28 protein-coding genes are annotated in these 26,580 nt (G+C 54.9%); 2 read left to right on the top strand and 26 right to left on the bottom strand.

All coding sequences use genetic code 11. From position 1 onward, the window contains the following. The 3 genes from ACOYNV_RS16300 to ACOYNV_RS16310 form a co-directional block, all read right to left on the bottom strand. The coding region (locus tag ACOYNV_RS16300) for a hypothetical protein (protein WP_422900849.1) at window positions 1–1,010 on the bottom strand (1,010 nt) is incomplete at its 3' end. A 47-nt stretch (window positions 1,011–1,057) separates the two neighbouring features. Further along, window positions 1,058–1,246 (bottom strand): hypothetical protein, encoded by a 189-nt coding sequence (locus ACOYNV_RS16305; RefSeq protein WP_422900850.1) that lies wholly within the window; start codon window positions 1,244–1,246, stop codon window positions 1,058–1,060. Window positions 1,247–1,257: 11 nt separating this feature from the next. Next, window positions 1,258–1,797: a Rha family transcriptional regulator gene (locus ACOYNV_RS16310; RefSeq protein ID WP_422900851.1), complete on the bottom strand. Its 540-nt coding sequence runs from the start codon at window positions 1,795–1,797 to the stop codon at window positions 1,258–1,260. Window positions 1,798–1,970: 173 nt separating this feature from the next. Here ACOYNV_RS16310 and ACOYNV_RS16315 point away from each other — a divergent pair, with 173 nt between their 5' ends. Then, window positions 1,971–2,201 carry a hypothetical protein gene (locus ACOYNV_RS16315; RefSeq protein ID WP_422900852.1) on the top strand — a complete coding sequence of 77 codons (231 nt, stop codon included), beginning with the start codon at window positions 1,971–1,973 and terminating at the stop codon, window positions 2,199–2,201. A 224-nt stretch (window positions 2,202–2,425) separates the two neighbouring features. Here the strand turns inward: ACOYNV_RS16315 and ACOYNV_RS16320 are convergent, their stop codons facing one another. Then, on the bottom strand, window positions 2,426–2,656 hold the full coding sequence (locus ACOYNV_RS16320; protein WP_422900853.1) for a hypothetical protein: 231 nt from the start codon (window positions 2,654–2,656) through the stop codon (window positions 2,426–2,428). After that, complete coding sequence (locus tag ACOYNV_RS16325) at window positions 2,640–7,052, bottom strand: hypothetical protein (RefSeq protein ID WP_422900854.1); 4,413 nt, start codon at window positions 7,050–7,052, stop codon at window positions 2,640–2,642. The genes ACOYNV_RS16320 and ACOYNV_RS16325 overlap by 17 nt, the downstream gene beginning before the upstream one ends. A 101-nt stretch (window positions 7,053–7,153) precedes the next feature. Between ACOYNV_RS16325 and ACOYNV_RS16330 the strand changes: the two genes are divergently transcribed. Beyond that, window positions 7,154–7,438, top strand: coding sequence for a hypothetical protein (locus tag ACOYNV_RS16330; protein WP_422900855.1), 285 nt, complete (start codon window positions 7,154–7,156; stop codon window positions 7,436–7,438). 47 nt (window positions 7,439–7,485) lie between these two features. Here ACOYNV_RS16330 and ACOYNV_RS16335 read toward each other — a convergent pair whose 3' ends face one another. From ACOYNV_RS16335 to ACOYNV_RS16435, 21 genes are all read right to left on the bottom strand, one after another. Next, complete coding sequence (locus ACOYNV_RS16335; RefSeq protein ID WP_422900856.1) at window positions 7,486–13,308, bottom strand: helicase-related protein; 5,823 nt, start codon at window positions 13,306–13,308, stop codon at window positions 7,486–7,488. A gap of 15 nt (window positions 13,309–13,323) precedes the next feature. Next, complete coding sequence (locus ACOYNV_RS16340; RefSeq protein WP_422900857.1) at window positions 13,324–13,545, bottom strand: DUF7220 family protein; 222 nt, start codon at window positions 13,543–13,545, stop codon at window positions 13,324–13,326. After that, window positions 13,542–14,726 (bottom strand): hypothetical protein, encoded by a 1,185-nt coding sequence (locus tag ACOYNV_RS16345; RefSeq protein WP_422900858.1) that lies wholly within the window; start codon window positions 14,724–14,726, stop codon window positions 13,542–13,544. Before ACOYNV_RS16345 ends, ACOYNV_RS16340 begins: the two co-directional genes overlap by 4 nt. 12 nt (window positions 14,727–14,738) lie before the next feature. Continuing rightward, complete coding sequence (locus tag ACOYNV_RS16350; RefSeq protein WP_422900859.1) at window positions 14,739–14,963, bottom strand: hypothetical protein; 225 nt, start codon at window positions 14,961–14,963, stop codon at window positions 14,739–14,741. Further along, window positions 14,960–15,364 (bottom strand): hypothetical protein, encoded by a 405-nt coding sequence (locus ACOYNV_RS16355; protein WP_422900860.1) that lies wholly within the window; start codon window positions 15,362–15,364, stop codon window positions 14,960–14,962. The genes ACOYNV_RS16350 and ACOYNV_RS16355 overlap by 4 nt, the downstream gene beginning before the upstream one ends. A gap of 438 nt (window positions 15,365–15,802) precedes the next feature. Further along, a complete protein-coding gene (locus tag ACOYNV_RS16360) occupies window positions 15,803–16,084 on the bottom strand; it encodes a hypothetical protein (RefSeq protein ID WP_422900861.1) in 282 nt (93 codons plus the stop codon). Continuing rightward, window positions 16,081–16,536 (bottom strand): hypothetical protein, encoded by a 456-nt coding sequence (locus ACOYNV_RS16365; protein WP_422900862.1) that lies wholly within the window; start codon window positions 16,534–16,536, stop codon window positions 16,081–16,083. Before ACOYNV_RS16365 ends, ACOYNV_RS16360 begins: the two co-directional genes overlap by 4 nt. Window positions 16,537–16,547: 11 nt before the next feature. Then, window positions 16,548–17,771 carry a hypothetical protein gene (locus ACOYNV_RS16370; RefSeq protein WP_422900863.1) on the bottom strand — a complete coding sequence of 408 codons (1,224 nt, stop codon included), beginning with the start codon at window positions 17,769–17,771 and terminating at the stop codon, window positions 16,548–16,550. A 7-nt stretch (window positions 17,772–17,778) separates the two neighbouring features. Further along, the gene (locus ACOYNV_RS16375) at window positions 17,779–18,168 is read right to left on the bottom strand and encodes a hypothetical protein (RefSeq protein ID WP_422900864.1); all 390 of its coding nucleotides are present in this window, start codon (window positions 18,166–18,168) and stop codon (window positions 17,779–17,781) included. A gap of 14 nt (window positions 18,169–18,182) precedes the next feature. Then, complete coding sequence (locus ACOYNV_RS16380; RefSeq protein WP_422900865.1) at window positions 18,183–18,638, bottom strand: hypothetical protein; 456 nt, start codon at window positions 18,636–18,638, stop codon at window positions 18,183–18,185. Then, complete coding sequence (locus tag ACOYNV_RS16385) at window positions 18,635–18,862, bottom strand: hypothetical protein (RefSeq protein ID WP_422900866.1); 228 nt, start codon at window positions 18,860–18,862, stop codon at window positions 18,635–18,637. Before ACOYNV_RS16385 ends, ACOYNV_RS16380 begins: the two co-directional genes overlap by 4 nt. Before the next feature lie 78 nt (window positions 18,863–18,940). Continuing rightward, window positions 18,941–19,465 (bottom strand): glycoside hydrolase family 108 protein, encoded by a 525-nt coding sequence (locus tag ACOYNV_RS16390; RefSeq protein WP_422900867.1) that lies wholly within the window; start codon window positions 19,463–19,465, stop codon window positions 18,941–18,943. A 1-nt stretch (window position 19,466) separates the two neighbouring features. After that, complete coding sequence (locus tag ACOYNV_RS16395) at window positions 19,467–19,826, bottom strand: hypothetical protein (RefSeq protein ID WP_422900868.1); 360 nt, start codon at window positions 19,824–19,826, stop codon at window positions 19,467–19,469. Further along, window positions 19,823–20,341 (bottom strand): hypothetical protein, encoded by a 519-nt coding sequence (locus tag ACOYNV_RS16400; RefSeq protein WP_422900869.1) that lies wholly within the window; start codon window positions 20,339–20,341, stop codon window positions 19,823–19,825. The genes ACOYNV_RS16395 and ACOYNV_RS16400 overlap by 4 nt, the downstream gene beginning before the upstream one ends. A gap of 1 nt (window position 20,342) precedes the next feature. After that, the gene (locus ACOYNV_RS16405) at window positions 20,343–21,215 is read right to left on the bottom strand and encodes a hypothetical protein (protein ID WP_422900870.1); all 873 of its coding nucleotides are present in this window, start codon (window positions 21,213–21,215) and stop codon (window positions 20,343–20,345) included. Next, window positions 21,212–23,020 carry a phage portal protein gene (locus ACOYNV_RS16410; protein WP_422900871.1) on the bottom strand — a complete coding sequence of 603 codons (1,809 nt, stop codon included), beginning with the start codon at window positions 23,018–23,020 and terminating at the stop codon, window positions 21,212–21,214. Before ACOYNV_RS16410 ends, ACOYNV_RS16405 begins: the two co-directional genes overlap by 4 nt. Window positions 23,021–23,049: 29 nt before the next feature. Beyond that, the gene (terL, locus tag ACOYNV_RS16415) at window positions 23,050–24,609 is read right to left on the bottom strand and encodes a phage terminase large subunit (protein WP_422900872.1); all 1,560 of its coding nucleotides are present in this window, start codon (window positions 24,607–24,609) and stop codon (window positions 23,050–23,052) included. Then, window positions 24,596–25,135, bottom strand: a complete 540-nt coding sequence (locus ACOYNV_RS16420; protein WP_422900873.1) for a hypothetical protein — start codon at window positions 25,133–25,135, stop codon at window positions 24,596–24,598. The genes terL and ACOYNV_RS16420 overlap by 14 nt, the downstream gene beginning before the upstream one ends. Before the next feature lie 181 nt (window positions 25,136–25,316). Beyond that, entirely contained in the window at window positions 25,317–25,634 is a 318-nt protein-coding gene (locus tag ACOYNV_RS16425; protein ID WP_422900874.1) for a hypothetical protein, read from the bottom strand. Further along, complete coding sequence (locus ACOYNV_RS16430) at window positions 25,631–25,936, bottom strand: hypothetical protein (protein ID WP_422900875.1); 306 nt, start codon at window positions 25,934–25,936, stop codon at window positions 25,631–25,633. The genes ACOYNV_RS16425 and ACOYNV_RS16430 overlap by 4 nt, the downstream gene beginning before the upstream one ends. Further along, window positions 25,933–26,520, bottom strand: a complete 588-nt coding sequence (locus ACOYNV_RS16435; protein ID WP_422900876.1) for a hypothetical protein — start codon at window positions 26,518–26,520, stop codon at window positions 25,933–25,935. Before ACOYNV_RS16435 ends, ACOYNV_RS16430 begins: the two co-directional genes overlap by 4 nt. Between the last annotated feature and the right edge of the window lie 60 nt (window positions 26,521–26,580).

The following is a 26,580-nucleotide window of genomic DNA, read 5'->3' on the forward strand; positions in this document are numbered from 1 at the left end:
GTCATCAACCATGCGTCAGAACCATCATCACGCATGAGAACGACTTCTACATTGTTAAGAATGACAACAGATTTTGTTCCCTCAATGTTTCGTTTCGTATCTTTGTAGCGCGATTCAGAATGCGAACCGATGGCAATGCAAACAACTACATTATCAAGAAACGCAACGGCTTCGTCATAAGTCAATCCGTCCTTTCGCATTCTTGCCTCGATAATATGGGAAACGCCTTTCGCTCCCTTGCGCCGTCCTTTTGAATTCGGTTTGTCTCCTTCGTATCCAAATGGGAAATCTACCCACCCAAGGCCATTCCGGTACATTGCGTGCTTTACGTCATCCTTTATGGATACGACTTTCCGCATCGCATCCTTTCCATGTTCTATATTCTCTTCCTGAGATTCTTCACCATCGCCGCCAGTAGTTACCGGCGGCTTTTTCGGAGGCGGCTTTCCTGATCCGCCAGATGATCCTCCTGAAGTCTCGACCTTTTGCCCGGAGTCGGGAATATGGTCATCGACAGGAGCAAGATTGAATTCAATCCCTGCCGCTGGCGTTGCTTTCGCTGTCTGCTCGATCTTGTCCGCATCGGTCACAGAGATTTTCTGCACGATGGAATCTGGCGCATTTCCTTCAGCCCACGTAACGGCGCGCTTTACAGTCGAGTGCATTGACTGAATATCTCCGTCGACCATGACGGCAAATCCGGGCAGCTTAGAGGATTCGAGGTATCCACGAATCGCGCCCATTGCCTTCGCATGGTTTGCTACTGATGCAATATCAAGCGCGGACTTCTTCGTCGCCTTCTGCTCGGGCTCATCATCGAACAACGAGGATTGGCGAACAGCAACCGGCGGCTTGGCTACGCGCACCTTTTGAATGCGGGTATGCGCCGCCTTGACGTGACCATGCTTATCGACGGAGGCGCCGACTTGCACCGGCATTTCGATCAGGCTGTATTGCTCAGATTTGAAGAACAGGCACCGAACGGCACCAAGGCGGGAGAGATTGAGCATGAGGCCACCATCAAAAGGGTAGCCCTCATGGTGGCGTCACGACATGGCTATTCGACGTTTGCCGCCAGAAGCAGATTGCTCGCGGCCAACATCGCCGTGGAGTCGCCGGCCATTGCCTTCGCCATGATCATGTTGGCAAGTTCCGCCGCCCGGCTATTCATTGCCCGGCGCAGTTCACGATTGACGGTGGTGCACGCCTTGATGCGGCCGGTCGATGGTTTTGCATTTGTGTCCATTGTGGTTTCCATTATTTTATCGCAAACATATCGGGTTGAATCTTGTCTTTGAGGATGGCGTACTCGCTTCTGAGAACAGGAAGGTCTTTTTTCCGGTAAAGCATCAGGTGCGAACCAAAAGAGGCGCGGATTGAAGATGTTGCATTGCGAGCGGTCCAGTCCTGCATTTGCTTCCACAAGTTCATTTGGCCGTTGCGGATGAAGTCAGCCATTGCGTTGAAGGCTTTGATGAACTGGATTCGTATGGCTCGGGAAGCATCCCCGGTAAAACTCATTGCCAACTCGGCAAACCCATCGCGGGTCATGCTGTACCCGGAAATCGTCCTTGATGCCCCTTTGCCTGTTTTTACGGTAAAGATCATGGGCTCAAAATTGAGCCGATGATGTTCTTGAATGATAGGGTTGTTGCTGTCCCGCATTCCATCAATGATCCGCAGCACGTTCTTGTGCGCTTTGTTGAATGCTTTGGCAACACTTCGAGAATCCGTGACCAGCTTGTCGCCGGCCATAAAGATGAAGTCCTGAAAGTTGAATGCTGCAATTTGGTTCATGTCATGCTCATGAATCGGTTATTGCGTAATTCAGCATAACCAATGCTGGCGTCACGACTGTATTGAATGGGCTTAAACCGGACTTGTATACCCGTATAATCACAAGCCATTTGAGGACTAAATGAGCAGTCGATGACACGATAGACGCGGCATCAGGCGCGGCAGGTTTCGCTATGGCGACTTTCGCAATCGCCATCAACACCCTGCAAGTATTAAAGGAGAAGGGTGTTATTTCCGCAGAAGACGCAAGGGTTGCCATTTCCCGCGCCAAGCGAGTCATTGAAAATCAGGTCGACAACTTCCCCGACAAAGACGCCACGCACGAAGCGATTAGAGGGATAGAGATGGCTGAACAGATGTTTCGTGCTGACACAGTCGACGCGAATCAAAAACTATCCCACTGATCATGCGAGGATAAAAATCCCTCGAAATATGGGTTTCAGGACACTCTGTCGAGCAAGGGGAAATCTTTGAAAGATACCCCCTCATTAACTCGCTGAGCCTCGTTACGCTGTCTTCAGTTTTATTTTCCATTCAGACATTCTGGCGTCACGACCGGATTAAATAGCGAGGAACGTAGGATAAATGGCGCGATAGAAATGCAAAAACCGCCCGGAGGCGGCTTGTGTCATTCAGGTTTTGCAGCAGGGGCGTCTCGATCTTTGAAACTGGCATCCATGCGCGCCATCATCGCTTCGGCATCCTTGACCAGAATACGCTCACCCCAGCCCGGAGGTTTTGGGAGGTCGCCTTTGTACTCAATCCACCCGGTACCCGGCTTGTAAATATCGTCCGGATTCTCGGTCATTCCACCCAGCGTGCGGTAAAGCGCGCCGTCGTTTTCAATGTAAAAGCCCATGTTTCTTGCCTCCTTTTAGGAACAGGATCATCTTACCACGCGCCCAAGATAGCGCTTTCAGTATCTGCTCAATCCCCGGCACCTTGGACCAAGCGCCGCCGTAGATTTTGTTCTGCGATGCCCGGTTCGCCATGAATGTCTTGAAATCGCCCTTGTCCGACCAGTTCGCTTCAAGTTCCTCGTTGTCGACGTAAGGCGCCTTCGGCTCGCCGACTGAATTCTTTTCTGCCGTGGCCCTGTTGGCTTCCTTGCGCTTCTGGTCCAGTGCCACGTTGTCATTGTAGAACGAGTGCGCCTCCCCTTTGACCTTGCTGATCTGCTTGACGGCAATCTGCAACTCGACAAGCATTCCCGTCTCGGGCAGTTTCAGGATCAAATTAAGATCCCGGTAGCCGTCCTTGGTGCCGTTGGTCATGTTGTCCTTCGGCTTCTGTGCGAATTCCAGACCCGCCGCCTTTAGCCAGGCCAGTGTCTTATGCACATCCTCAATCCCGCGAACGGCTACGGTGGCGCGCACCAAGTCTTTCAGTTGTGACCAGTCGCCGTGATAATCGACGTTGACCTTGCGCGTGCTTTTCCCTTCCTGCTTCATTGGCCCCATGAACAGGTAAGATGTATCGTTGTCCAGTTGCTCGTCGGTCATGTTGTCCGGACTGCCCTTGCCTGTTTCGAATCCGCAGGACTTGGACATTTCGCCTAGCAAGCCGTTGTACTCTTCCAGTGCGGCCGGGCCGATCTTGGCCGCGCCTGCCCAATCCTTGAATACGGACTGCTTCACAGTATCCTTGTGCGGCAGGCTTTCCACTTCGCTTGGGTCGAAGAACTTCTTCTTGCCGCCATTGGCTTTTGCCGCGTCTTTGGCATGTTCCGCATCGATCATCTTCTGGCCTTCGTCGCGCGAGACAACCTTTGTCGGCAGGCTCTTCCATCCGAGATTCTTCCCGCTGGTCATAGTGCCGCTACCTTCTTCCTTCTTCGCTTCGCCACGGCCAGAGACTTCGTTCCAATGGACGTTGTGGTCGCGCCCGGACGAATCCGAGACGACCGCGCCATCCTTGCCGGATGATTTAACCTTGCCGGAACCGGAGAACTCGCCGGCCTTGAACTGGATTGAATCGCCCTCTTCAACATTGTGGTGTCCGTACTTGCTGGCTGCAGGTTCGTCCTGCTTGGCCGGCTCGCGCCCGACCGGCGCCGCCTGCATCTTCTTCGTGCGCTTGTCGTCGTGTTCCTTGACGATCGTGCCGTCCTGCCGGGTGAATTGCTTGACGTGGGATTTCAGGAAGAGGATGGGGAGGGATTTTGCCATTGTACGAAGGCCGTACCCGTCCGTTTTCTTATTTGATGCGCGAACAAGCTGATTTTGAACATCAGCTATCAATGCTTTCGTGGTTTTTGTCTTGTGGAATCCAAGGCTGAATCCAACGCGTAGCAAAGCCTCGCTGGCTTCGTAGTAACTCAGTGGCTCAAGGACTTTCAGCGCCGCGCCGAGATCGCCGCGTTTTAGCGCGACAGATAGACGCCCGCTCGGAAGACCCATGCGCTCATCCACCAGCAAGCCCCATTTGTGGGCTTGTGCCTCGTCTATCTTTCCCGATGCTAAAGAAGTGTCAATCAAGGCGTGCGCTTTATCCGCCATGAATTTAAGGGAATGCGTTGAAAGTCCCTTGTCCTTGTGGTTATCGAAGTCAGCGATTCTTGACGCGAATTCGTCTGTTACCTCGGCTAATTCGGCATTCTTCTTCGGCGTATCAACAATCGGCTTGCTGCCAGCCTTCGGTACCGGCGTGAAATCTTTTGTGCTGCGGCGTTTTGTATCATTTTCATCATTGTGCTGCATGCTCCGCTCATGCCAAACCTTTGCTGCGCCCTCGGAGTCGTGCGTTTTCCCGCTTGAATCTAGCCAATTTTTTCCAGATTTATTTATCTTTGCCCTAGGATTGTTTTTGCTGTCATAAAGGGTTGCTGACTCATTAAACTGTCCTTTATTTTCGTGCCGCCATTCATGGCTATCCGGAGTGTGCGCAGGAAGGGAGAACAAGTCAGGCGTATGCGTATCCTTCGACACAACCCGCTTGGTGCGCTTGTCGTCATGCGCAGGAACGAACGTGCCGCCCCTGGTGGTGTAAGCGCTGATGTGCGACTTGAAGAATAGGATGCGTGTGTTTTCTGGAATAGCGAGCATAGCGCCCCCTTTTGTATAGCTTTGGGCGCGCAAATCGGCCCCGTTGTTAATGGGGCCAGAAGGCAATGATTTCTTGAAAAACAGCACCGCTTTGGTAAGCGGCTTGGGAGGTGTTATTTGAGGTGAGCCAAGGCTTGCGGATTCGCTTTGAAGTACGCTTCGATTTCCAAATCCCCGCGCTTGGCTTCCGCCAGCAGGAATTCGCGCTCGTTTGGAAAATCTTTTTCGTACAGTTTCGAGACTACACCTATCCCCATCCAAGTTGGCGAGGCGGTAGATTTCTGAGCCGGTAATGGCGTTGATTGGGATTCGCGTTTCATGCTCAAATTCTACCTCCGATAAGCCGAGTTTTGCAAGCATTTTAGCGGCATCTTGTGGTCGATGGCGCAGGTAGTTTTGATACTTTCCGGCGGCCAGTGCCGTAATGGCAGAAACCATCCCGCCGTGCGACTGAATGTGTGCCGTGAGTGCAGATACCGTGCTGCCGCTGGTGAAAGTATCGTCCACTACAACATACTGAACGCCTTTCCTGACTTCGCCGACAAAGGTTTGCTCGTTGTTGGCGCGGTCGTCCAAGGTAGCGCCTGTATTGGCGTATCCGGACGTTTTTGTTATCCCTTGCTCGACTTCACCCGGAATCAGTTTTGCCAGCGCCTTGGCGTAGGCGCGAGGAATCATATTCCCGCTTTCGCCTTGATCCTTATGCATTACAGGGACAAATACAACGGGGATGCCGGGGATCAGCTTTGAGCGAATTTCATTGATTACTTTTTGCCGGATGGCTGCGGTAACTACCACGCCGGCAGCTACCCCGTTGCCGTCCCGCTTTGCCGCTCGATACGCAGGCGAAACCATTTGCGGTTTTTTGTCTGTTGCTGGATTGAGTGGAACAAGTTCTTCGCCAGCAGATAACCCGGCCTTGTAAAGCGTCGAAACATTGGTGCCGGTAACCGCCGTGGCTAGGTTGTCCGGGTAGGCGCCGGGAAGCCGGCCAGCATCCCCTTCATGCTCCGCCACTTTCCGCCCCGGCTTGATCGAGTCGAAAACATCCTTGGCGATAAGCCCTTGGTAAGAATAATGGCGTTCTCGAAACGACACTCCGCTTTCGGAAACAACGTCAGTCACCAGACCTTTATCAACTAGATCAGTGAATTCCTTCGTGTGTTTTTTGAAGTCGGCATCACTGAGCATCAGGAACCGGCTTGATCCTGAGCCCGAGGCCCGGCCAATGCCGCGCAGCCATGCTTTAGCCCGGTCAGTTTTGCCCATCATCTTTTGCAGCAAGGCATCCGGTACCGAGGCGATCAAATCGACTTCGGCAAATTGTCCCTTGGTCATAACCAATACCGGCGCGCCCGACTTGTTGCCGGCCTGCAGGGCTTTGGCCGCGATGGCGGCATCTTTCGGTGTGCGTATCTTGACGCCCAGCAGGGGGTGTCCCATTGACGGGGAGGCGTGATAATCCGGCCCGGACAGTGCCGGTTCTTGATGCACGCTGGTATCGCCGTTCTTGGCGATTACGCTATATTCATGGTGGTCGACAATGACGTGTCCGCGCATTCCTGAGACAGCAGAATTGATTTCTCCCGTCAGATTCTCGTCGGCTATTGACGGTCTGGAAAATCCTGCAGGGTGATTGTGCAGCAGGTAGTAGCCGTTTGAGCCAAACCGTGCCTTGTCGGCCTCGATCAGTGTCAGGAAGTTGTCCGGCAACTGCACGGCTCCCGGCAGTCGGGAACTGTACGCCGCCTCGCCGACAACCTCGTCGCCCTTGAGGTAAATTACACGGAATGTCTCGAAGCGTGGATCACGATAGACTTGTGCGAGGGCGGCTAGATCACCAGTCGAGGATATGTGTTGGCCGACAAGCTGGTTTCCGCCACTGGCAACGAATCCGGCATGCAAACGCGCGCCAAGTAAGGTGGCGGCTGATCCTCCACGATCCCGAAGAAGATTGATCCGTCGCTGAAGCGATGCGAGGGCATTGAGCCCTTCCCGCTTTTGCTCGGGCTTGGTGCCGGGACGAGTTTCAAGTGGCGCATAGAGGTTGTCGAGCAGGAAGAGTTGCGCATCATTATGCGCTATCTTCTGCGGCTTTGCGCCCCTTATCCAGTGCGTCCGCTTGACGCCATCCTTGCCGACAATCAGGCGTTCATACAGGCCGGGTGCGCCCGCCTTGCCGCCCTTGAGAAAAAGTATTTTTGTTTCCATGCTGCGATAGTGGCGTCACGACGAGGGTCGTGAATCTATCTTGCCTGAATCGAATTCAGACAAGAGGTAGTATCGTGTTTTTGACTATCAGGAAAAATCTCATGGACTATGAAGCACGCGGCCGGTATGAAGAGGCTACCGAAAAGGCCAAAAGTGCCGCCATTGATGTTCGCAATGCCTTTGCCCAGCTTGGACGCTTGACGCTTTGCCTTAACGTCGGGTCGGAAACAATCGCTTGCGAATACGACTTCAGCAAAATCCGCGCCGCTGTTGAAGAGGCTCAATCCGCTCAAGTTGCCATGCTTGTTGAGATTGCCAAGGCCAACCATGAGGCGATTGCTTGCGAGAAGCCTTCTTTGAGGCTCTACAACGCATTGAAGAATTAAAGAAATAACCCGGAGAACCGCATGCTTATTGGCTCTCCGGGCATCGCTTAAAGCATTGAATTCTGTTGCTGCACTTTTCTCTGGTGCAGCCAATGCGCCAAGCCTGTGTCATCCAAATTCCCCATCGGCGAAGACATAAGTTCACGAAGTTCGTACTTTGTTTTCAACCTCTCTCTGGCCTTCGTATCACTTGCATGGTTGCTCACAAGGTCCAGCAGTTCTACATCCTGCTTCTGGCCGATACGATCTATTCGCGCTCGGCGCTGGGCATGGCACATTGCCGTTAGGGGCGTCTCGTACTGAGCTAACCAATTTCCCGATTGGAGGTTTGCTCCTGTGCTGCCGGCGTCAGATGCTACAAGAATGTCGTGAGTACGTTCTCCCTTGTCAGGATTGAACCCGCGAATCTTTGCCGCCTTGTCAGCAGATGAATCAGCGCCGGTCAGCGTCATTACTCGGTGACCATCCTTTTCCAGCCTTGCCTTGATGTTCTCGACCGCTGCCAGCGAGTGCGCAAAGACCACGCCGGGCTTGCCTTTGCGCTCGCCGGCAATCTTCGACAGCGCATCAATCTTTGCCGAGTCCGGGCTTGAGTCCAGTATATTGCGGACGGCAGAGCCCTTGATGATACCGAGGCTGCGAGATAGTTCTTTTGCGATGGCCTCATGCTCGGCTTCTGGTGCATCCTTGAACTGGCTTGGCGAAATGGACTTCATGGCTTCCACGTCGACCTTGCCTTCCATACGCGCCATGCGTGCCTTGCCAATGTTCTTGTCGAGCTCGTCCAGTGCCTTTGTTTGCGACTCGGACGGCGATACCTTTATCTCACGCTTATCTACTTTTTTCCCCGAAGAAATCTGGAACGGAAGGACGTGGCGAATCAGTTCCCGCTTTAGAGCGTCCTTAGCGCCGGCGGTATCCACTCCATAACGCCGCATAAATGCGTTCCGGTCGTTGTATCGAGCCGGGTCCATTTTTTCCAAGTGGCTGAATGCTTCGGATATGTCGTTTTTTACCGGGTCAGCCGTTGCAGAAACCGTGTATCCAGTGTTGTCAGTCACGCCGCCAATAACATTCGACATTCTCGAATTGTCTTTACCTACGCGGTCTAAAAGTCCGTGGCCTTCGTCGGTCGCAGAGAAGTCGAAGTTGATTCCGTGGTGATCAAGAACTGATTTGACGAAAGTTGAACGCTCTGATCGAGGCATTCCTTCCATCCTATCGGCGATGGCACTGCTTTCTTCGCCTGTTTTCATTGCTGCCATTTTCAGCACGTCGTCACGGAACGACTGATGAGTAACCACTGAAAAATGAGTGTCCGGGTCTTTGTAAGCTGCCAGACGATCCTCAAATGAACCGCCGGGGTCACAGTGCCACTTGTACTTACCGGGTTGCATGAAGCGCAAGGCTTCTGCCCCTACTTGGCCCTGAACGATGCTTGGGCATATAACGACGCCTTTTTTAACCTTTCCTTGCGATTGAAGGTGTGAGAAAGCCCCCAAAAACATCGCCGTTTTTCCGCTTCCGGCGCCGGCTGCAAGTATTACGCGCTTGTTTTTCTCGATTATCTTGATCGCCCGTTGCCGCATGATCCCATCCGGCCCGCTCATCGTCGGATTGAAAATCTTGACGGGTTGCCCCGGCTTGAAGTTATGCCCAACTAGCGGCATCATCCCGGCGATGGTGCGTTCAGCGGCATGGCCCAGCGTGTAGCGCTCATCCTTGCCCAGCGGCTTTTCTGCCTTTGGCTTGTCGCCGAACATATCGGGCTCTTCCTCGGTCGAGAAGAAGCCCATTTGCGACTGCTCGAACCCGGCCCGGCGTTCGCGCTCGGCATCCAGCTTGTCGCTGACGCTGCCACTGGCGTACTTGCCGTTGTTTCGCTCGCGCAAGCTATCGGTCAATTCGCGCTCTTTGGCCTCGCGTGCCTTTCGTGCTTCCGGATCGACGGCATCCAAGTGGTTCAAGTTGCCGCGAATAACTTGACGGCCAAGTTTCAGCGGTGCGCCCGGTGCGAGCTTGTTATGGTTCTCATGGAACGACTTTGCTACCTTTGACTTGATCAGGTCTTGCATCGATGCGTAGGCATTCTCATGGCCGCCCATTGACCCTGCGTATTTCTGCCAATCGAGCGAAGCCGCGCCAACTTCTTCGGCCAGCGTGTCGCGTTGCGCCTTCCAGTCGTTCCACTCAGGATTGACGGACATATCGCCGAACATATCCTGCGATTCTTTTTCCGGTTCGCTGGCGCCAATCTTTTCCAGCCGCTCGCGCAGCCCGGCCGCTTCTGGCGACTCATGCGCCACGTTGGCGTAGAAGTGTTCACGCAGCGTTCGCTGGTCTTCGTTTGACAGTTCGCCAATCGGTTTATATGCGGCCACGCCGGATGGCTCGTCAGCCAGCGCCCGGTGCAGGGCGTCTTGCGCCACGGCATCCGGTTCAAACTGCTGGCGCTGCAAGGTGGAGATAGTGCCGCCGTACTCGCGCTTGACGAAGGAATCCGCCATTTCGTTGAAGCTATCGGTCAGGGATTCGGCCCGTGCCATCTTGCCGTCTTTCCCCTTTAATGGCGCCACGGTATCCAGTGCCTCGCGGTAAGCGTCGTTGTCGCCCGACTTCTGGAAAAAATCGCTCGACTGAATATCTGCAACAATGTCGCCCGGCGAGTCGCCATCTGCCGCCCGGCCGCCGATGTAGTCACGCAGCGACTGTTGCAGGTTGCCGGCTTCCGGCGCAAAGGGGCGTGCCAGTGTAGCGGCCACACCCGGCTTCAGGTTCATTGCCAGATCAGGCCGCTTGGCGAATCCTTGCGGTAGCCAGTCATCCTCATCCTGCCCGCCGTTGAGAATGTCCAGCGTGTTCTTTGTGCGTGCCAGTTCTTCCCGATCGACCGGCTTTGATAGGCGGTCCATGCCTTCCGGGGTAACGGTCAATACCTGATTGCCAGCCACCCTATCAATCGAGTAGTCGCCGCGCTGCAGGCCGATCGCTCGCGCTTGCCGTATGGCATCCTCGTCGGCGATGTTGCCCAGCGGCACCTCTAGCGGCTTGTCGTTGCGGCCAGACTTCAGCGCCGTGACCAGCGCCGCGTTCGCTTCCATTTCGCCCAGCGCGGTACCGAGTATCTTGTGTGCCTCTTCGATACAGGCTTTCTTGCGGTGCAGTAGCTCTCTGGCGGCTTCAAAATCGGCGCCGTGGCTCGCTTCCCCTAAACTGATTTCCTTGGCCGTGTCGTGCAGTTCCTGCGCTTCCTGCATGGCCGCTTTTGACGATTCCATGTAGTGATGGACGTGCCAGTCTTCCATGCCGGCGGTCAGCTTTTCCATTTCGTCCGCAGGGAGATCAGCATGCAGCCGGCGAGCCAGTACGCGCGCCGCGCCTTCCATGCCCAGCACATCAATCACGGAACGATCAACCAGCGCACTGCCGCCAGCGGTCAAGGCCAGCGCATTGATGCTGTTGAAGGCGCCCGCGCCGACATGCTGCCGCAGTTCCTTTTCCGGCGCGCTCGTTTCCTTCTTGATGGCCGACAAGAATGCCTTGGTGCGGATAGTGCGCAAGTCAGCCTCAAGGTTGTCGGCTATTTCATCCTCACTGGCCGCCGATACCTCGATGTTGTACGCCTTTACCTCAGTAGCGGCGTCAATGTCCTTGTTCGCAGCCTGCGCTGCCTTGGTGGCGGCTCTGAGTTCATTTTTCGCCTTGATCATATCGACGGCATCTACGGCAGAGGCCAGAACGGCTTTGACGTTGGCGGTAATCGGTTCGCGGATTGATTCGATTTCCGCCTTGATCTGCTGCGTCTTGTCGCCGCGCGTCTTGATTGCAGCCTTCTGCGAGTCGGACATATTCGCTTGCCGAACTTCTTTTTTGGCGTCGGCCTCTTTCTTGATCACTTCCTCGCTGGCGCCTTGTTCTTCGGCGCGTTCAGCATAGTTCGCGGAAAATCCCAATCCGGACTTTCCCTGCGGCCGGGAATCGTCCAAGTCGGCGACCGTCAGCTTATCGTCCGGGGTATGCTCGTCGGGATCAGTCGCCACGCCGCCGGCCTCTTCCCGCGCCTGCGCATCGGTCAGCAGGTTCTGGTTTTGCAGTTCGACGGCAGCATTTGCCTTGTTCAACAGTTCGCTATGGTGGCGCTGTTCCAGCTTGTTGCGCGTTACATCGGAGACGTTCTCAGGGATTTTCGCCTTGAGTTCTTCATCCTTCCATCCCATTTTGGCAGCGACATGATTGATGAATTCCTTCTGATGTTCGTGTAGTTGGCTCTTGACTGACGTGCGGGCCTGTTCCTTGCCCTTGTCAATGCCGAGTTCCTTGTCGCGCGCCTTGAGCACCTTCTTCTGCGCGGCTTTCGCGATCTTCTTTTCTGACAGATGCTGCTTGTAACTTGACTCGCTTTTCACGCCATGCAATTTCAGGTAGTTCAGCTTGCCGCCGGCGCCGCCAATGACGTGATAGACGCCAGAGCCATGACCGGACTCCTGGATCATTACCGGAACGCCCTTGGTGCCTGGGCCGTTCGGATGAACGGATATCCACCGTTGCCCGGCTTCAAGCGCCTTCAGCAGAGAATCATCGAACGAGAACTGCCCGGCGCCCAGCGCATGCTCGTTGCCGTTGGGGAAAATCAGGGTGATGGACTTGTTGATTTTCTCTTCGGTTTGGTTGATACTTTCATTAAGCCCCGCAAACGGCGGAGTAGGTGTCGCGGTAGAAGTTATCTTCTCCCCACTCTCCGGTAGCCCTGTGGGGCTTTTCTTTTCGACAACAATATGGTCGTAATATCGCCTTCCGTCCGAATGTATGCGAACGGTTATTTTTACGTCGAACGACTCGCCATCAATGATTGCGTCTGATCGGTAAAATTCAGCGCCGCTAGGGTCTTTCCGACCTTTGTAATCAAGCGCCTCGCCAGTCTTTTCAGAAGCAGCGGCAAGCGCTTCCATATGCAATGCTGCAAGAGAAGTTCTCCAATCAGGAAGCCCGTCGCGTAAAACGTGCTTCGCGCTTGACCATGATATAAACACAACCTCGTTCGTAGAGTTGATCGTTACCGGGACTGGTGGCTTATTTGCATATCTTGCTTTGGCAATTTCTTCTACGGCAACACGGAAACCATGAGCATCATCTTTTGAGTGCAAAACCTCAGAAGACAACATAATCTGAGATACGCCATCGTGCGCAACTTTGTTTGACGTTGCTACCCAATGCTTTCTAGGTATTCCGTCACTTCCAGTTATTACCACTTCATGCAGCCCTTGCCCCCACCGCTTGCCACCCTTCAAGAATATCGCCTTGATCATCTTCGGCGCATCAACAGACTCTTTCGCTACTTCCCTACCCCACCCTATCTGTAACGGCTCTACAATTTCCGGTCCAAGATGCAGGACATCATCGAACGGCTGTGCGTCCGGAGGTATCGGCTGGTTTTTATAGCTGATGCTGACATGCGGGTTGTAGCCATCGGTTTTGAAGCCCCAAGACGCGCCCATTGAAAGCATGTATGAATGCCGGTCGTGCAACGAATCGTTGTCGACGTGCATCACAACATCGTTATCTTCTCCCAAGTGAGCTAAATGACTTGGTTTGGCAACAAGATGGCCGTCATCCGCATCAATAGACCCATGATGAACCGGCGATCGACTGTAAGCGACCGTGACGTGCATCTTGTGTGGCGGTGTGACTGCCTTAAATCCTTGCGATACGGCCCAATCGTGCAGTTTCTGCCCGTTCAGCACCTGTCGACTGACATAAAGCGGCTTGCGCTCGTAGTCAATTACTGGCTTGCCGTTGCGTAGATGCGCCTTGACGTGCGTTTTTAGCGCCGTGGTCGGGGCGGCCTTGAAGAATAGGATTTTTGGAGTCATGCCCCAATGGTGGAGTCACGACGCGCCGAACCTCATCCCATTGAACCATCGCCGAATAGCGAACGAACGAAAAAGCGAAATGATCGTGAAGTACCCGCCTATCAGAAGATTGTCAGACAGCGGGATATGGATACCAAACAGCGGGAAGATCAGCAACTGGCTTGCGATTGCCACGGCATAGCCTACCGCGATGTTCGCCAGCGACTCGATGAAGGAGGCTTTGCGGGTCTGGCTCACTCGTTGCGCGCCTCGATCTTCTCTTTTGGAATAGCCTCTGCTGCCTTCGGGTGAAAGTGATCAGACAACCACATCGTAAATTCATCATCGCTGGCCGGTCCTGATACCGGAATCCATAGGCCACGGCAATGCGGATGCGCAAGCCCGGCAGGCAGCGCCCACATTTCGGACTTGGTGCGCTTGATCAACTGGCCGCCGACACGCTTATACGGCGATGCCGATCGCCCTACATTGTCCTTCCCCTGCCAGATTTCCGTATCCCAATTCTTGTCTTTCTTGTCGGGCTCAACAATGGTGACAATCCGGCCGTCGATCTTCTTGCAGAACGGGCATGCGCCGACATACTGCTCAAGCCGCTTCAACTTCTTGCCTACCGGCATTGACGCGACGAATCCCTGATTTGCCATTTCCCCGGCCTCAGTCAGCGCCAGCCGGCGCCAGTCTCGGTTCAACTCGCCGAACTGATCAAACATTTTAGTCTGCAGGGCGTGAGGCGGTTGCTTGCCTTCGAGCCTGACGCTCTTCTCATGCTCCAGAATGGTGCGCTTCAGCCGGTACTTGACCGAGTCGGAAAACCCGGTCACATGCTCGCAGCAGTTCGCCATGCCGTAATCAATGACCGAATAATTGATATGCGCCAGATCAAGCGCAATGCCGGTGAAGCCTTGCGAGAAATGCGCCAGCAGTGCGCCAGCTTGCGCCGCTGTCAGGCTTTCGGACACGGCCTGCACCTTGCCCATGACCGCCGCTTGCTTGACGGCCAATTCAGCGACTTGCTCAGGGAAGGTCGTCGGAAAGTAGGCGTGGACGAGATAGTCGACCAGCAGCACGTAATCCGATGCCGCCCAGGTCTCCATTGCCTTTCCGGCCAGATATTTGAATACGGCTTCGGCCTTGAATGGGGACCATGCGACGAAGGCTTCCGGCGCCGGTACCGCGATCGACAATCCGGCGGCGCGCTTCGATAGCCATCCGGTCAAATCGGTACTAAGCCCGGACAGCGCATTCGCCCCATGCCCGGTTATTTCCTCGATCAACTGGCGAACGTAGATGGACTCATGCGGGCGAAACAGACCGTCGTCGTCTTCGGACAGGGCTTTGTGCATTTCCTCCATGAGATGATCCGTACAGGAGCACGACAAGGGGCCAATATCAATCAGGATGGTTTCATTGTTCATCATGCTATGGTGCCGTCACGAAAGCAGCATGAGCATAATTTCATCTTCCGCGCGCTGCCGTCGCTTGAGGATGTGCAGGCGGTGCAGCTCCATTACGCGCGGTTCGCCGCCGCCGCCGAGGCGCGCAAGATCGCGCCCAACAGGTTTGGCAATGGCCTCGGAGATGGCCAGACCAATCGCCGCCATTTGACGCCGGCCAAAGCCGATGCCAATCCGGGCGACTGCGCGTAGGTTAATCATTTCCGCGTCACGGTGACTGATCCTGCCGACTCGCTCATCGCCATCGCAATCTCGCCAAAGGTAATCGAGGTATTTCCGGTGACCAGCGGCTTGCTGGCGTCGAGCCCCAGGCGGCCCCAGATTTCGGCCAGCTTGATCGTCATGGCGGTGCCGGTGGTGTTCGCCCATACGGCGCTGGCGATGGCGGCAATGTCTTCGCTGGAAATGAAGGACGCACGAATCGCCCCCACGCCTGAGAACGGCTGTTGGGCGCACCCTGTGCCGAGAAGTTGCTGCGTCTGAGTGACTATCACGTTCTGCGGGTAGGCATTCTGAGTTGCGTTCGCTGCTGCCAGAATGTACGTCTGAACAATTGGCGAGGCTGCGGCGATGCTGTCCTGCACGCTCGGCGCGTGGATCAAGACGTGGTCCAGCGTGATCGCGCCTGTCGAACTTGCGCTTGGCTGAGTGCTGTTTGCAGCGACAAGCGATATTGATATGGCGGATATGAGTGCACCCGATGCTGCGGCGTTGTCCTGCGACGAACTGGGGGAAACAAGAACCTGTGCTTGTGAAACTATGCCCGTTGCACTTGCATTCGCCTGTGATGAGTTATCAACAACGGGGTTTTGTATTTGAGTAACTGCGCCTGTCAAGGACGCCGCTGACTGCGAGACTGCCGTACCAACTAAAGCATGGTGCTGTGCTGTTGGACCCGTCGAACTGGCAGATGCTTGTGATGAACTGGCTACAACGAGGTCGACAAAGTTCGGCACGCCGTCAAAGAAATACGACGAGTCTCCGTAAGCTATCGAACTGTTGTAGGCGAGTGCCATCGCTAGTAGTCCCTCAAATCACGTTCAACGATTTTGCAGCCAGAGCAGAAAAGCCACACTCCACACACCAGCAACAGGCATAAACAGATCAAGTAGGGCATCGAGTTTCCAGTTCCAAAAGTCTAATGCTTCATAGCCCACCAGTTTGCTCGGATCGCCAATGTGATATTCCCGTTGGGCGTGTTCACGTCCAAGGAATACTGCACTAGCGAAGATGGCCCCAATGATCCAGTCCCCCCAAAGGAAACCGGGGATAGCTTGCAGGATCAAGGCAAGAACAAGATGCTCAAAGTTGGTGCGGTTCATGGCGTGAAAGCTGGAAGCCCTGCAATGAATTCTTCAATCGTCGGCATAGCGGCTCCTGCTTTAACTTCAGCAATCAGCGCATACGCAGCGACATTGCAAGCGTCCATCCATTGCGCGAACAGGACTGCTTCAGCGCGGTAGGGGCCATCGAATCCAGCACGTAGGGCGAAGGTGAAACGGTTATCGTATCGGTGCAGTCTTGCTACGGAGTCAAGGTGAGCGTCGAGGGCGGATTCGTATTTGGCAATGACTTCGGCTTGTGTCGGAGGCTTGATAACGAAAGGGACTTGATGCGCGGCATAAGTTTCCAAAGCCATTGTCTCGAAATCTGCATCGTCCATGTCGTCTGTTCCACATAGCGTCAGGGTTTCAAGCAACTCATCGCCCTCATAAATCTTTGCAGTAACAAGGGGGCTTCCGGTGTGTTCTTGGTGTTCTATTTCAACTCTCATTTTTGTTATCCTTATGGGGTGGGTCGGGTTTTGATCGTTCCGATGAAAACCGTCCTTTGGACGGCTGTATTGTTCTGGATTCGGTATCTGTCCACACCGCCGCCTTGGTAGAAAAGATTGATCGTGTTGGGATTGTTTGGCGATATTGAATGCAGTGTTGGGTGCGTACTCGATACGAGGATTGTCGTACCCCCCCCACAGATGAAAAGTCCAAGCGATCCGTCAAGTAGGTTGTCGTTAATGGCGATCAAACCAGCCCCATACGAAAGGTCGTAGTACCCGCCGCTCGCTATATCGATGTAGTTTGGAGCTGCACCAACACCTGCCGTGAGGTCAATCTGCCAAGCGGTTGCGGGAGATACTTTTATACCGACAGGAGCGTAGAAGTTGATGGACGAAACCCCTTCCGCCTGCCCCCCTGTGACAGCCATCCAATTTGCTGCTGCGCTGTAAGCGTCATTCAGGAATCGGCCGGCAAATGATCCAGCACTCCATATAAACTCATGTAAGCGATTGTTAATTGTGCGGGAGGCGTCCACTTGCTGAATGTTTGAGTATCCAATGCCTGCATTCAGCGCGGCATTCGATACTGAATAATCAGTAGCAATTGACCCCTTTGCCAAAATCCCCGATGTCGTTGTTGGTGTTACGTAATCCACCCCCGCAACAGCAGCAGTAAGATTCCCCGACGTAGCTTTGACCAGCCCGGTCATTGGGGCATCTATGTCCCAAGTCAGGTTTGCGCTCGTTCCTGTGCTATCCCACTGACCGAATTTTCCTAGCGTCCCGTTATAGCCAAGCTGCGGCGCTTTTCCGTTGTCTTGAACATGGAATGCCATCGATGCGAAATCACAGACGGAATTCGCATTTGAATACGCCATGAACTGCGCTTCGTCCCAGTTTGGAGTTAAGCGCGATGAGTCTGACCTAGCTAATCCACCAGTGAATGTCGGGGATACCTTCGATGCTTTCTCGCCATCCAGTTCGTTGATCGCCGCTTGAACATTCGTTGCTGCGATATTTCCAGCGGGGGTGTTGGGTACGGTTAGGGCGGTCTTGTTCGCCAGCCGGTACTCCAGCGATGTGGTGTCCGCCGATCCGGTGATGCCAATCTTGGCTTCAATCGCTTCAATCGCGTCGTTGGCGTTGCCATGCTGCGCGGCATGCGCGGTCATCAAGTCCGTGGATAGCGGATTGGCCAATACGTCAAGTGCAGTCGGGAAGGCGGTCGTCATGTCAGGCTCAAGTCGGCTGGTTGCTGGTGTAGGTCAGACCGCTCGGGAAGTTGATGGTGTTGCCCGAGGTGATCGGCTGATTACTGGTCTCGTCCGTGACCCACAGCACCTTGGCCGTGCCATCGGTGAAGGCAATATGCAGGTCAGGCGTGCCGAGGGCGGAGACAGTCACCGCGTCGGTCTTGCTGCCGGCAACAGTAAGCACGCGGTTGTTGCCTGTGCTGGACAGCGTGAAGTCGCCCGTCGCCATAGTCACACCGGCGTTTAGCTTGGCCGCGGTGACAGTGGCGTAGCTGTCGCCTGCGGTGTAGGCCGAGATGAGGAACATCTTGGTCGCTGCGGTTTTGATGGCGGATAGACCGCCGTCTAGTACGTCTGAATGAACGAATTTAGCCATGATTTATTGCTCCTTTAGTAGTTTGGTTGTTTTTCAATATCAGCTTGCAGGGTGTTCAGTTGCAGGGTTGTCACGGCGCAGTCGTTGATCGCTGCATCGTTTCCGGCAAGAGGTACTGGCTGGGCGCTGGCTGCATCAGGGCTGATGGAGGCCGATAGACGGATGCCGGTACAATCACGGGGTTGCTGCTGCACCCCGCACTTCCCAGCAGCAACGCACCGCTTGAGAACGTCGCCAGCTTTGATAGATAGCGCGAGTTGCTGCGATTGGGCTTTATAGGCATCACTGGCATCCTTTCGTTGTTTGTTTGCTACATCGATCTGGCGTTGAACGATCTCTTGTTGCTCGATCCTGTAGTTCGCCAGTTCAAGTTTGGAACTGGACAGGCGAGCGGTCTGCACGCCCCAGGCCGCAACGAGCAGGGCGATGACCACGTAGGGGCCGAACTTGATGAGTAGGAGGGGGTTCATTCTTTCACCTCAGGCTCAGTGTCTTTTTTAGCCCACAGTGCGCCGCCATGTGCTGCAACGATGACGCCGATTGATTGAGCGAAGCTCATCAGGTCAATCGCACTTCCATGCGCGGCATTCCATATTCCGCCAGCTATAACAGATAGGGTACTGACTGCCCACGACCAGCGTCCGAGGTCGGGCGTCTTGTTGTCTTTTCCGGTTAAAAGGTCTTTGATGGTCATGTCAATTCATCCTGCCCAGCATGAATGCCATTGCCAGGAAACCTATGGCGGCAAAGATCGTCACGAAGTCTTCCGCGTTCATTTGATCGCCGCCTCAAGCGCAGCAAGACGATTCTTCCAACCCTTTGCGAAAACACGTTGACTTGGATCATTGACGACGATCTGCACATAGAACGCCATGCGTGCCGCAAGGTATCTGTCAATCGTCTCGTCCAGCCGGTTGTCGCGAACCATCTGGTTCAGTGCGAACAGCGTAGCGTCTCCGATCTTTCCATCGGCGATGGTGCCAACCACACGCTGCAGCCACTTCGATGCGCGTGCTACGCCATGCTGTACCGCAGAATCAAACAGGACGAGGTCGAGGGGCGTGTGTAACTCGTCGCAGCTACAGGCTTGCCAGTAGCGCTCGTAGTAAATCTCCTCGACCTCGGAATCGGTAATGTCCTTCACGGATTCGAGCGTCACGCCCTTGATCCGGTTGTGCTCGTTGTATGTGGATTGGGTGATTCCCTTGTTCGTCGCGCCACCCCGATCAGCCGGGTTATTAACGTAACCGCCCTCGAAGGCGAGGATATGTGGCAAGCATTCGGTAAAGCGGCTCATATCAGGCGTCCTTGATTATTTGTTTGATGTGTTCGAGCAACTGCTCACGCTTGTCGCCTTGGCACTCGACGGCCAGCGAGTAGCAATCGACAGCGATCATCCGGACGTTGGCCAGCTTGTCGGTCAGTTCGCTTACCTGTTTTTCGAGTGCTTCGATGCGCTTGGAAAGCCGTTCTACTTCCTTGACCAGATTCTCCAGGATCGTTCCACCGGCAGCGATACCCCGAATCTCTGCACCTTGCGAGGCATTGCCCATGCGCTCGCGCTTCATGTACTCGCGTGCGCCGACACCAATGCTGATCAGCGCTCCGGCAATGCCGGAAATGATTCCTATAAGGTTGTTGGGTTCGATTTCGTTCACGGCATGCGATCCGTAGCTCGACGACCCTTGCGGTGTCTGTTTTGTTCGACATCCGCGCCGCTGTGGTAGCGAACAAATACCCACCAACTGGCAGCGACAAAAGAAAGGTTTCCGCCCATCACAGCCGGCGAGTAATTCTCCATGACCTGATAGAATCCGCCCCAATAAGCGATGTAGCAGGCTCCTACCGATAACGTCCATAGAGTCACACCGAAGGCGGCATCGAGCCACACTAGCCACTTGTTTTGGTAGTTTGCGAGCAACGAGAACATCGTCATGCCGCCTTGCGTCAGGAAGCAAATCGCCCACGCCCAATCAGGCGCGATCTGCCCCATCGGGGAAAGGGAATTGATTCCTGATCCCACGGACACCTGCATTGACTCCTGAAATACATCCGACGGAAAGGCCAGTCCAGCCCCGATAATCAACGCCGCAACTGACAGCGTAAAGCGTATCGCCAGCATGTCAGAGTTGAATACGACGTCGTTAACGTGGCGTTTGAAGTGGCGCATCATTTCAATACGCCGATTCTGTTTGCTTGGCGCGGATCATGTTGCCCTCTTTGTCGCGTTCGATTGTGGTCACCGTGTTCTTCGGCGGGATAGTCACATTGACGATGGGGGCAGGGGATTCCGGTACCTGCACATCAATGTGAGGGGAGAAATTAACGATCGGCGCCGGTTGCGCGGGGATGTTCAGCACAATCTCGGGGGCTTCTGCTGCTGCGACATTGATAATCGGCGCCTCGACATTGATGATAGGGGCCGCTTGCTGCGGCATGGCCGGTACATGAACATCTACCTGCACATTGGCCGGCTCTGACTTCTGCATCAGGCTTTCCGGCAAGTGAATAGCCACATCCTGCGGCTTGCGCGCTTCAGCGAGTACGGCCAGCAAGGTTTGCTGAACGGCGGACGTGTCGCCGATTCGTTCAGCCATCAGCGCTATCGCCGCGCAAAGCCCTTGAAACTGTGCGGCTTGGTCCTCGCGCAGCCGGGTAATGGCCGCGACAATATCGGTATCCAAAAGCGAAGCCAGCGACTTCTCAAGCGGCTCTTCAGGCGTTGGAGGCAAGTAATCCTCAAGGGCGCCATGCACGAATACGCGCTTTCCATTCTCGTCCTCCATGATCGAACCATCTTCACCGCGATCAACAATGGTCAGTTTTCGCTCTGCTCGTGCCTTGTGGGCGATGTAGGCGTCCCACTTGACCTTGTGCTCGCCGCCGCCCTCTGCATCAACCAGCATGCCGTGCTTGCCGATCGCCGCGACAGCGCCGTGGTGCGCATAGCCTGTTTCCGGGTGCTTGTAGTAGATCGAGTCGCCGGCCAGTACGCTAGGCTTGGCAACCTCGCCAGTGGATTGATTGAGGCTTGTTACTGGCTTCATAGGTCGCCTAGCCGATAGATGGTGTTGGTGCGGGTACCGAAGTCGTCAGGCTCTAGCGACTTGGCAAGCGGCTTTTCTTCGTCGTCTGGCTTATCTTCTTCTTTAGCCGCCGGCTCATCATCCGGGCTACCGGCGCCAAAGTCCTTGCCGCTCTCAGCGCCGCCGAATCCAGCCGCTGGCTCTTCTTGTTCTTCATCCTGTCCTTCGCCGGGCGCCTGCTGTTCTTCCGCCGGGTCACCGCCGGGCGCCTGCTCTTCGCCCGGCTGGCCTTCTTCCTGCCCGCCGAAGTCTTCCGGCTGTTCAGCCTGCATGATCTGCATCCACGGCCCGATAAGCGAAGGATTCAAGGGAGCATCGCCCAGCTTGCCGTCCATCTTGTCGTAACCCTCTTGCGCGCGCATTTCATTGACGGTCAGAATCAGGCCGGCGCGCTTGTCCTTGACTTCCGTATCTTCTTCATCGAGCCCTTCCCAGCGGAAAACGTATTTCTCGGAGAAGTCGCAAGTGATGTAATCCGTGAATAGATTCTCGAAGTAGCTCAGGATAGGACGCAGGCCGCTATCCTTGGAGGCGGCCAGCTTCTCCGCGGTATCGTTGCCGCCCAGCGCCGAGGTACTGCCGGCCGTGAATGAATCGAAATTCACTTCAGCCGGGCTCATGCCGTAGATGGCGCATATCAGCGAGGCTAGGAATGTCATCCATTTCGAGAACGCCATATCATCAAATTCCACTCCGAACTTCTCGAAGCTGGCTTTGCTCTCTTGATCCTTGGAAATCAGTACCGGTACCGACCAATGGCTATTGGCGCCCTTGACCATGCTGTTCCAGTAGCGCCGGAAGGCGGTCAGGTCATCTTGCGAGTAGTCACCGGATAGATGCAAAACGCCCTTGGGAATGGCGTTCTTGTCGAAGCCGCTGATGTTGTGGCTCATGGCATTCAGGAAGCCAGTCACCACACGTACCAGCAGTTCAGTCTCACCGAGGCCATAGCCGCCGACCATGATGTCGCTGCGCGGGTTGCGCGGCTCATAGATCAGGTCGTCATTGGTGTAGGCCGTGCGGATGCCGCCTTGAATCACCTGCAGCGCGAAAATCTCCGGGTCGCCCTTGTAGCCAGTTTCCGGCGTCAGGCGAATCGTGGAACCGTCAACAACCGTCAGGCCGTCAATGCCCAGCTTCCGGTCGCGCTTCATTTCGGTTTCGATTGCGCATGAGTCCAGCACCAGTGAATCACGTACTGCCTTGCCCATGAAGCCGGCGAAACTATCACGGTGCAGCTTCTTGCGCTCGCGCGGGTTGAACTCCCATCCGCAATTGCTCATAAAGCGGTTCAGCATGCCTATGCTGTCCTGCTCAGTCTTGCTAATCGAGTGTTCTTTATCAATATGCTTGACCATGAATCCGAGGCCGCTACCGCCCTCCTGCACGCGGCAGAATCGTTGCACTTGACGAATGCGTGTCATCACCACGGCGTTCAGAATCGGCGTCTGATCAACCATCGCGCGCAAGGCGTCAAAGCTCATCGATGCCGGCTTTTCCCAATACTCGCCCTGCAGGCCAAGCTGGCGATCATCGAGGCGCACCGACTGCATGCCGGGCTTGCCTTGATTGGTACCGGGGAATGGAACGACGTTCTGGCTGATCGACTTGTTCATGTCGGCCATTTCGATCATTTGCGCGAAGACTTCAGCGCTCATCACCGATGGCTGCGTGTGGCTTTTCTGCAGTTCGCCCAAGGCGTCAGTGCGCTCGTCTTGCGGGGCGCGAGGGTCGAATGCGGTTTGTCTGGCGTTGTCGGAGGTCATGGCGAAAGTGTCGCGTCACGACCGAATAGCTACCCCGGAATAAACAAACTGCATCCGATGTCGTCCGCTTGTACCTGCAGCCCGAAGTTCGCACCGCACATACCAGCCTCGCGGTCGAACTCGGCGCAGCGCCCACAGGTACCCGAGGCCGATAGCTGATCCTTGATGCTCATGTCCGGGATGAAGATTTCGGACGGGTTGCGGCCAATGAACATGGCGTAGGCGCGAGATAAACTATCGCACATGTCGTCAAAGGTCCCATTCGGGAACATGCGCAATTCAGAAACAAACGCCGCATTCCATTCCGCCTTTAGCATCATCACGTTGCCGACATTCATCTGGCTGGCGATCGGCTCTGCCCGAACTACCTTGTTTCCTGTTTCCGTCGAGGAATGCACCCGGTACCCGGCCAGTTGCCGGGTCAGGTACTTCACCTGCGTTACGCCAGCTTGTCCTGGGTCTTGCGGGATGGATTGCTTGCAGTCGTAACCGTCGCTGGCCGTGGTATTGACCAGTGCCTTGTCTCGCTCATCCGGACCTACCCTGATGCGTACCACATCGGCAATGATCAGGCGCCCGTCGCGCATCCTGCCAAGCTTGACTCCTGCCGTGTAGTCGCCGGTCGTTGTGCTGGCGAAGTCCCATCCGCGTACCCATTCGATAGGCTCAACAGGAAGCGCCGGGATAATCTGGATATTGTCTGGCTTGAACAGGCCGCCCGACAACGGGGATGGAATCTGCATGTACTGGCCGGCGAAGGTGTAGGGGTCAGCGCCTTCCATTTGCCGTAGCCGCTCAATACTGTGCTTCTCAGGCCATAGCGCCTCGCCGTCCTCAGTGATTGCTGGCAGGCATAGATGCTCCCATACCTCGCCACTGCCGCCATTTAGCAGGAATCCGGTCATATCATTCTCATGCAAGCGCTGCATAATGATGATGATCGGCGTCTCTGGTGAGTTGGTGCGCGAGGCGATGGTGTTGTTGAATCGGCGATTGATGCGGTCGCGCATGGTGTCGCTGAAGGCATCATCCGGTTTTATCGGATCGTCAACCAAAATGCAGCCCGCAAAAGAATCAGCCGGGCTCCCTGTGCCTACCCGTACTCTGCCCATACCGCCCGCACCAAAGCCGGTTATCGCACCGCCTGCCGCTGTTGCATAAAGCCCGCCGCCAGACTTGGTCCACCACTTCTTTTTTGAATCGGAATCCGCCCTTAGCTCGGTCGGGAAAAACCGATGAAACTCATCGGACTTGACCAGATCACGGATAGCGCTCGAATTGTCCAGCGCCAGGTCATCCGAGTACGAAAGGTGAATGAACTTGGCGGTCGGGCTGTTCGCCAGGCACCAAGCGACGAACATCTTCACGGCTATTTCTGTCTTTGCATACCGTGGCGGTATGTTGATAATCAGCCTGGTAGTCTCGCCGGTAACGACCTTGGTTAGCGCGTCAACGATATTCTGCTGGTAAGGCGCCGGCATGAATGACTTGCTGTATTGCGCCTTGAAGAAGTACCGGACGAAGGCGCCGAAGTCACAGAGCAACTTCATCTTGAACGCTGCGAAGATTGTTTCGTCAGCAAGCGTCATTGAATAGTTTGTTGATGTGGCGAATCTGGTCAGGGGTAACTTCGATCACGCCAGCGTTCGATTGCATGGCGTTGGTGTTATTGATCACGGTATCGGGTTGCTTGCCGAGAATGTTCTCTTGCGCCTTGGTGATAGCCGTGGCGGCCGCGTTCAGGTCTTGATAGCTGGCTGTTTCATCATCAGACCGCAGTTTTCTTTCGGTGATTTCCGCTACCAACATGTTGACGCCCTTGAAGTAGACGGTCGTCTTGAGCCTTTCGGAAACAATCGTGTCGTGAACGTTTCTTTCTAAGGGGTGCATTTTTTCTTTTTCTTTTATCAGATCGCTAAGGAACTGTTTTGCCTTGACTTCTTCGATTATTTCTTTTTTCTTTCCGCCGAAAATCCATCCTTCGGCCTTCGCTCGCTTGCTTATTGATCCGGCGCTTTTTATATCAACATCGTCCCTTGCGATTATCTCTGCGAGTTTGAATCCGCGCTCGTAATAGGTGCGGATGATTACCCACTGGCTTTCGGGGAGTGCCACGCTCAGTCCGACTTGCTAAACAGGTAACTAAGATTCATGGTGAAGCGGGGATTGGTCATTGTTGCTCCTTGGCATGAAAGGGAGTCGCGGCGGGCTGTTTATGCGGAACAGCGTTCAGGGGCATCCCTAGCCGCGACAAGCCTTTATTGTGAAGTCACGACAGCCTCGACGGAACTTTGAATCAAGCCGCGCACTCGCAACCTGCACAACTCTTGTCGAAGCCTTCCGGGCAATCCTTGTCGGCTTCCTCTTCGGCTTCCTCTTCGGCTTCAGCCTCTTCCGGGAACTTGAGCTCGTACAGGTTATCTTCCAGTTCAGCCAGAAGCGCATCAGCGTAGCGGGAAAGATTCCGTTCGCCCAAGTGGCGCGCGGAGCCTAAAACTTGCAGTATTTCGCTGGCGATCACTTCCCGGCCTGCATTGACGCCGTTGGCAAACCCGGCTGCGTAGCCTTCGATGATGGCCGCGTATTTCTTTGCTGCTTTTTCCTTCGGTTTCATTGTGAATCTCCTTGATGAACTACGATGATTTGCGACGGTATTTCAGGGGTAATGTTTGGGTTTAGTTGGCACCGGAATCCGGCATTCGGCCACTTTGATGCCGCCTTCCCTTTGGCGCGCAGCTTGTAGCCGCAGGCGCAGATGGTTTCCGGCTTGTGGCTATGCTTGGTCAGGCCGCAGTTCGAGCATTCGACGTGATGCTCGCCGGCCTCGTCCACATAGGCGAATACCCGTGCGAAGCAGATACGGCAGGCGTGATTGGTCTTTCGGTAAAAGCGCTTCTCTTCTTTGTCGACACTCACATTCCACCCCATAGAGACATTTGCATTGGCGCCTTAACGGCAGAATGAAAACCGAAAGTAACGGTGTCGCGCCGGCCGCGCACGGTGCGCAGGACAGCTTCAAATGTATCGGCGACGTTGCGGTAGATCACCGGGCGAACGACTCCAAGCACTGAAAACGTGAGTTCAACGCGATGCGTGAATGGAACGCGGCAATCGCCGGCTTCATCATCCCAAAACCGCTCGACTGGCCGCGGGGGAACGCCCTTGCCATTCTTTCCCTTGATCATTTCACGTTCGCGGTTGTAGCAACTGACACAAACCCCACCGCAGATGATGCGCGCGGCCGGATGGTGGCACCGGGAACAGATCAGGGTGCCAACGGGTCGCTCTTTGGCTTGCGGGGCTTTGTCGCCCGCGTGCAAAGCCCCGATCGGGCATCCGAGGCACTTTTCAAGCGGCACGCATGCGCCAAGCGGGAGCTTCTTGGCATCGCGGTACATCGTTGCACAGCGCAACTCGGACAGATTGGCTTTGTTCGCCACGCAGGCGAAGTAGCGGCCGGGAACGCCTTCGTAGGTAAAGTAGTCAAAGGTGACCGTCATTTATAACCTTATCCAATGCTGATGAAACCCTTTAGCCCATGCTGCGGTGTAGAGCACGCA

Origin of the sequence: Propionivibrio sp., from assembly GCF_049316945.1 — a bacterium.
In the GTDB taxonomy this organism is placed as follows: domain Bacteria; phylum Pseudomonadota; class Gammaproteobacteria; order Burkholderiales; family Rhodocyclaceae; genus Propionivibrio.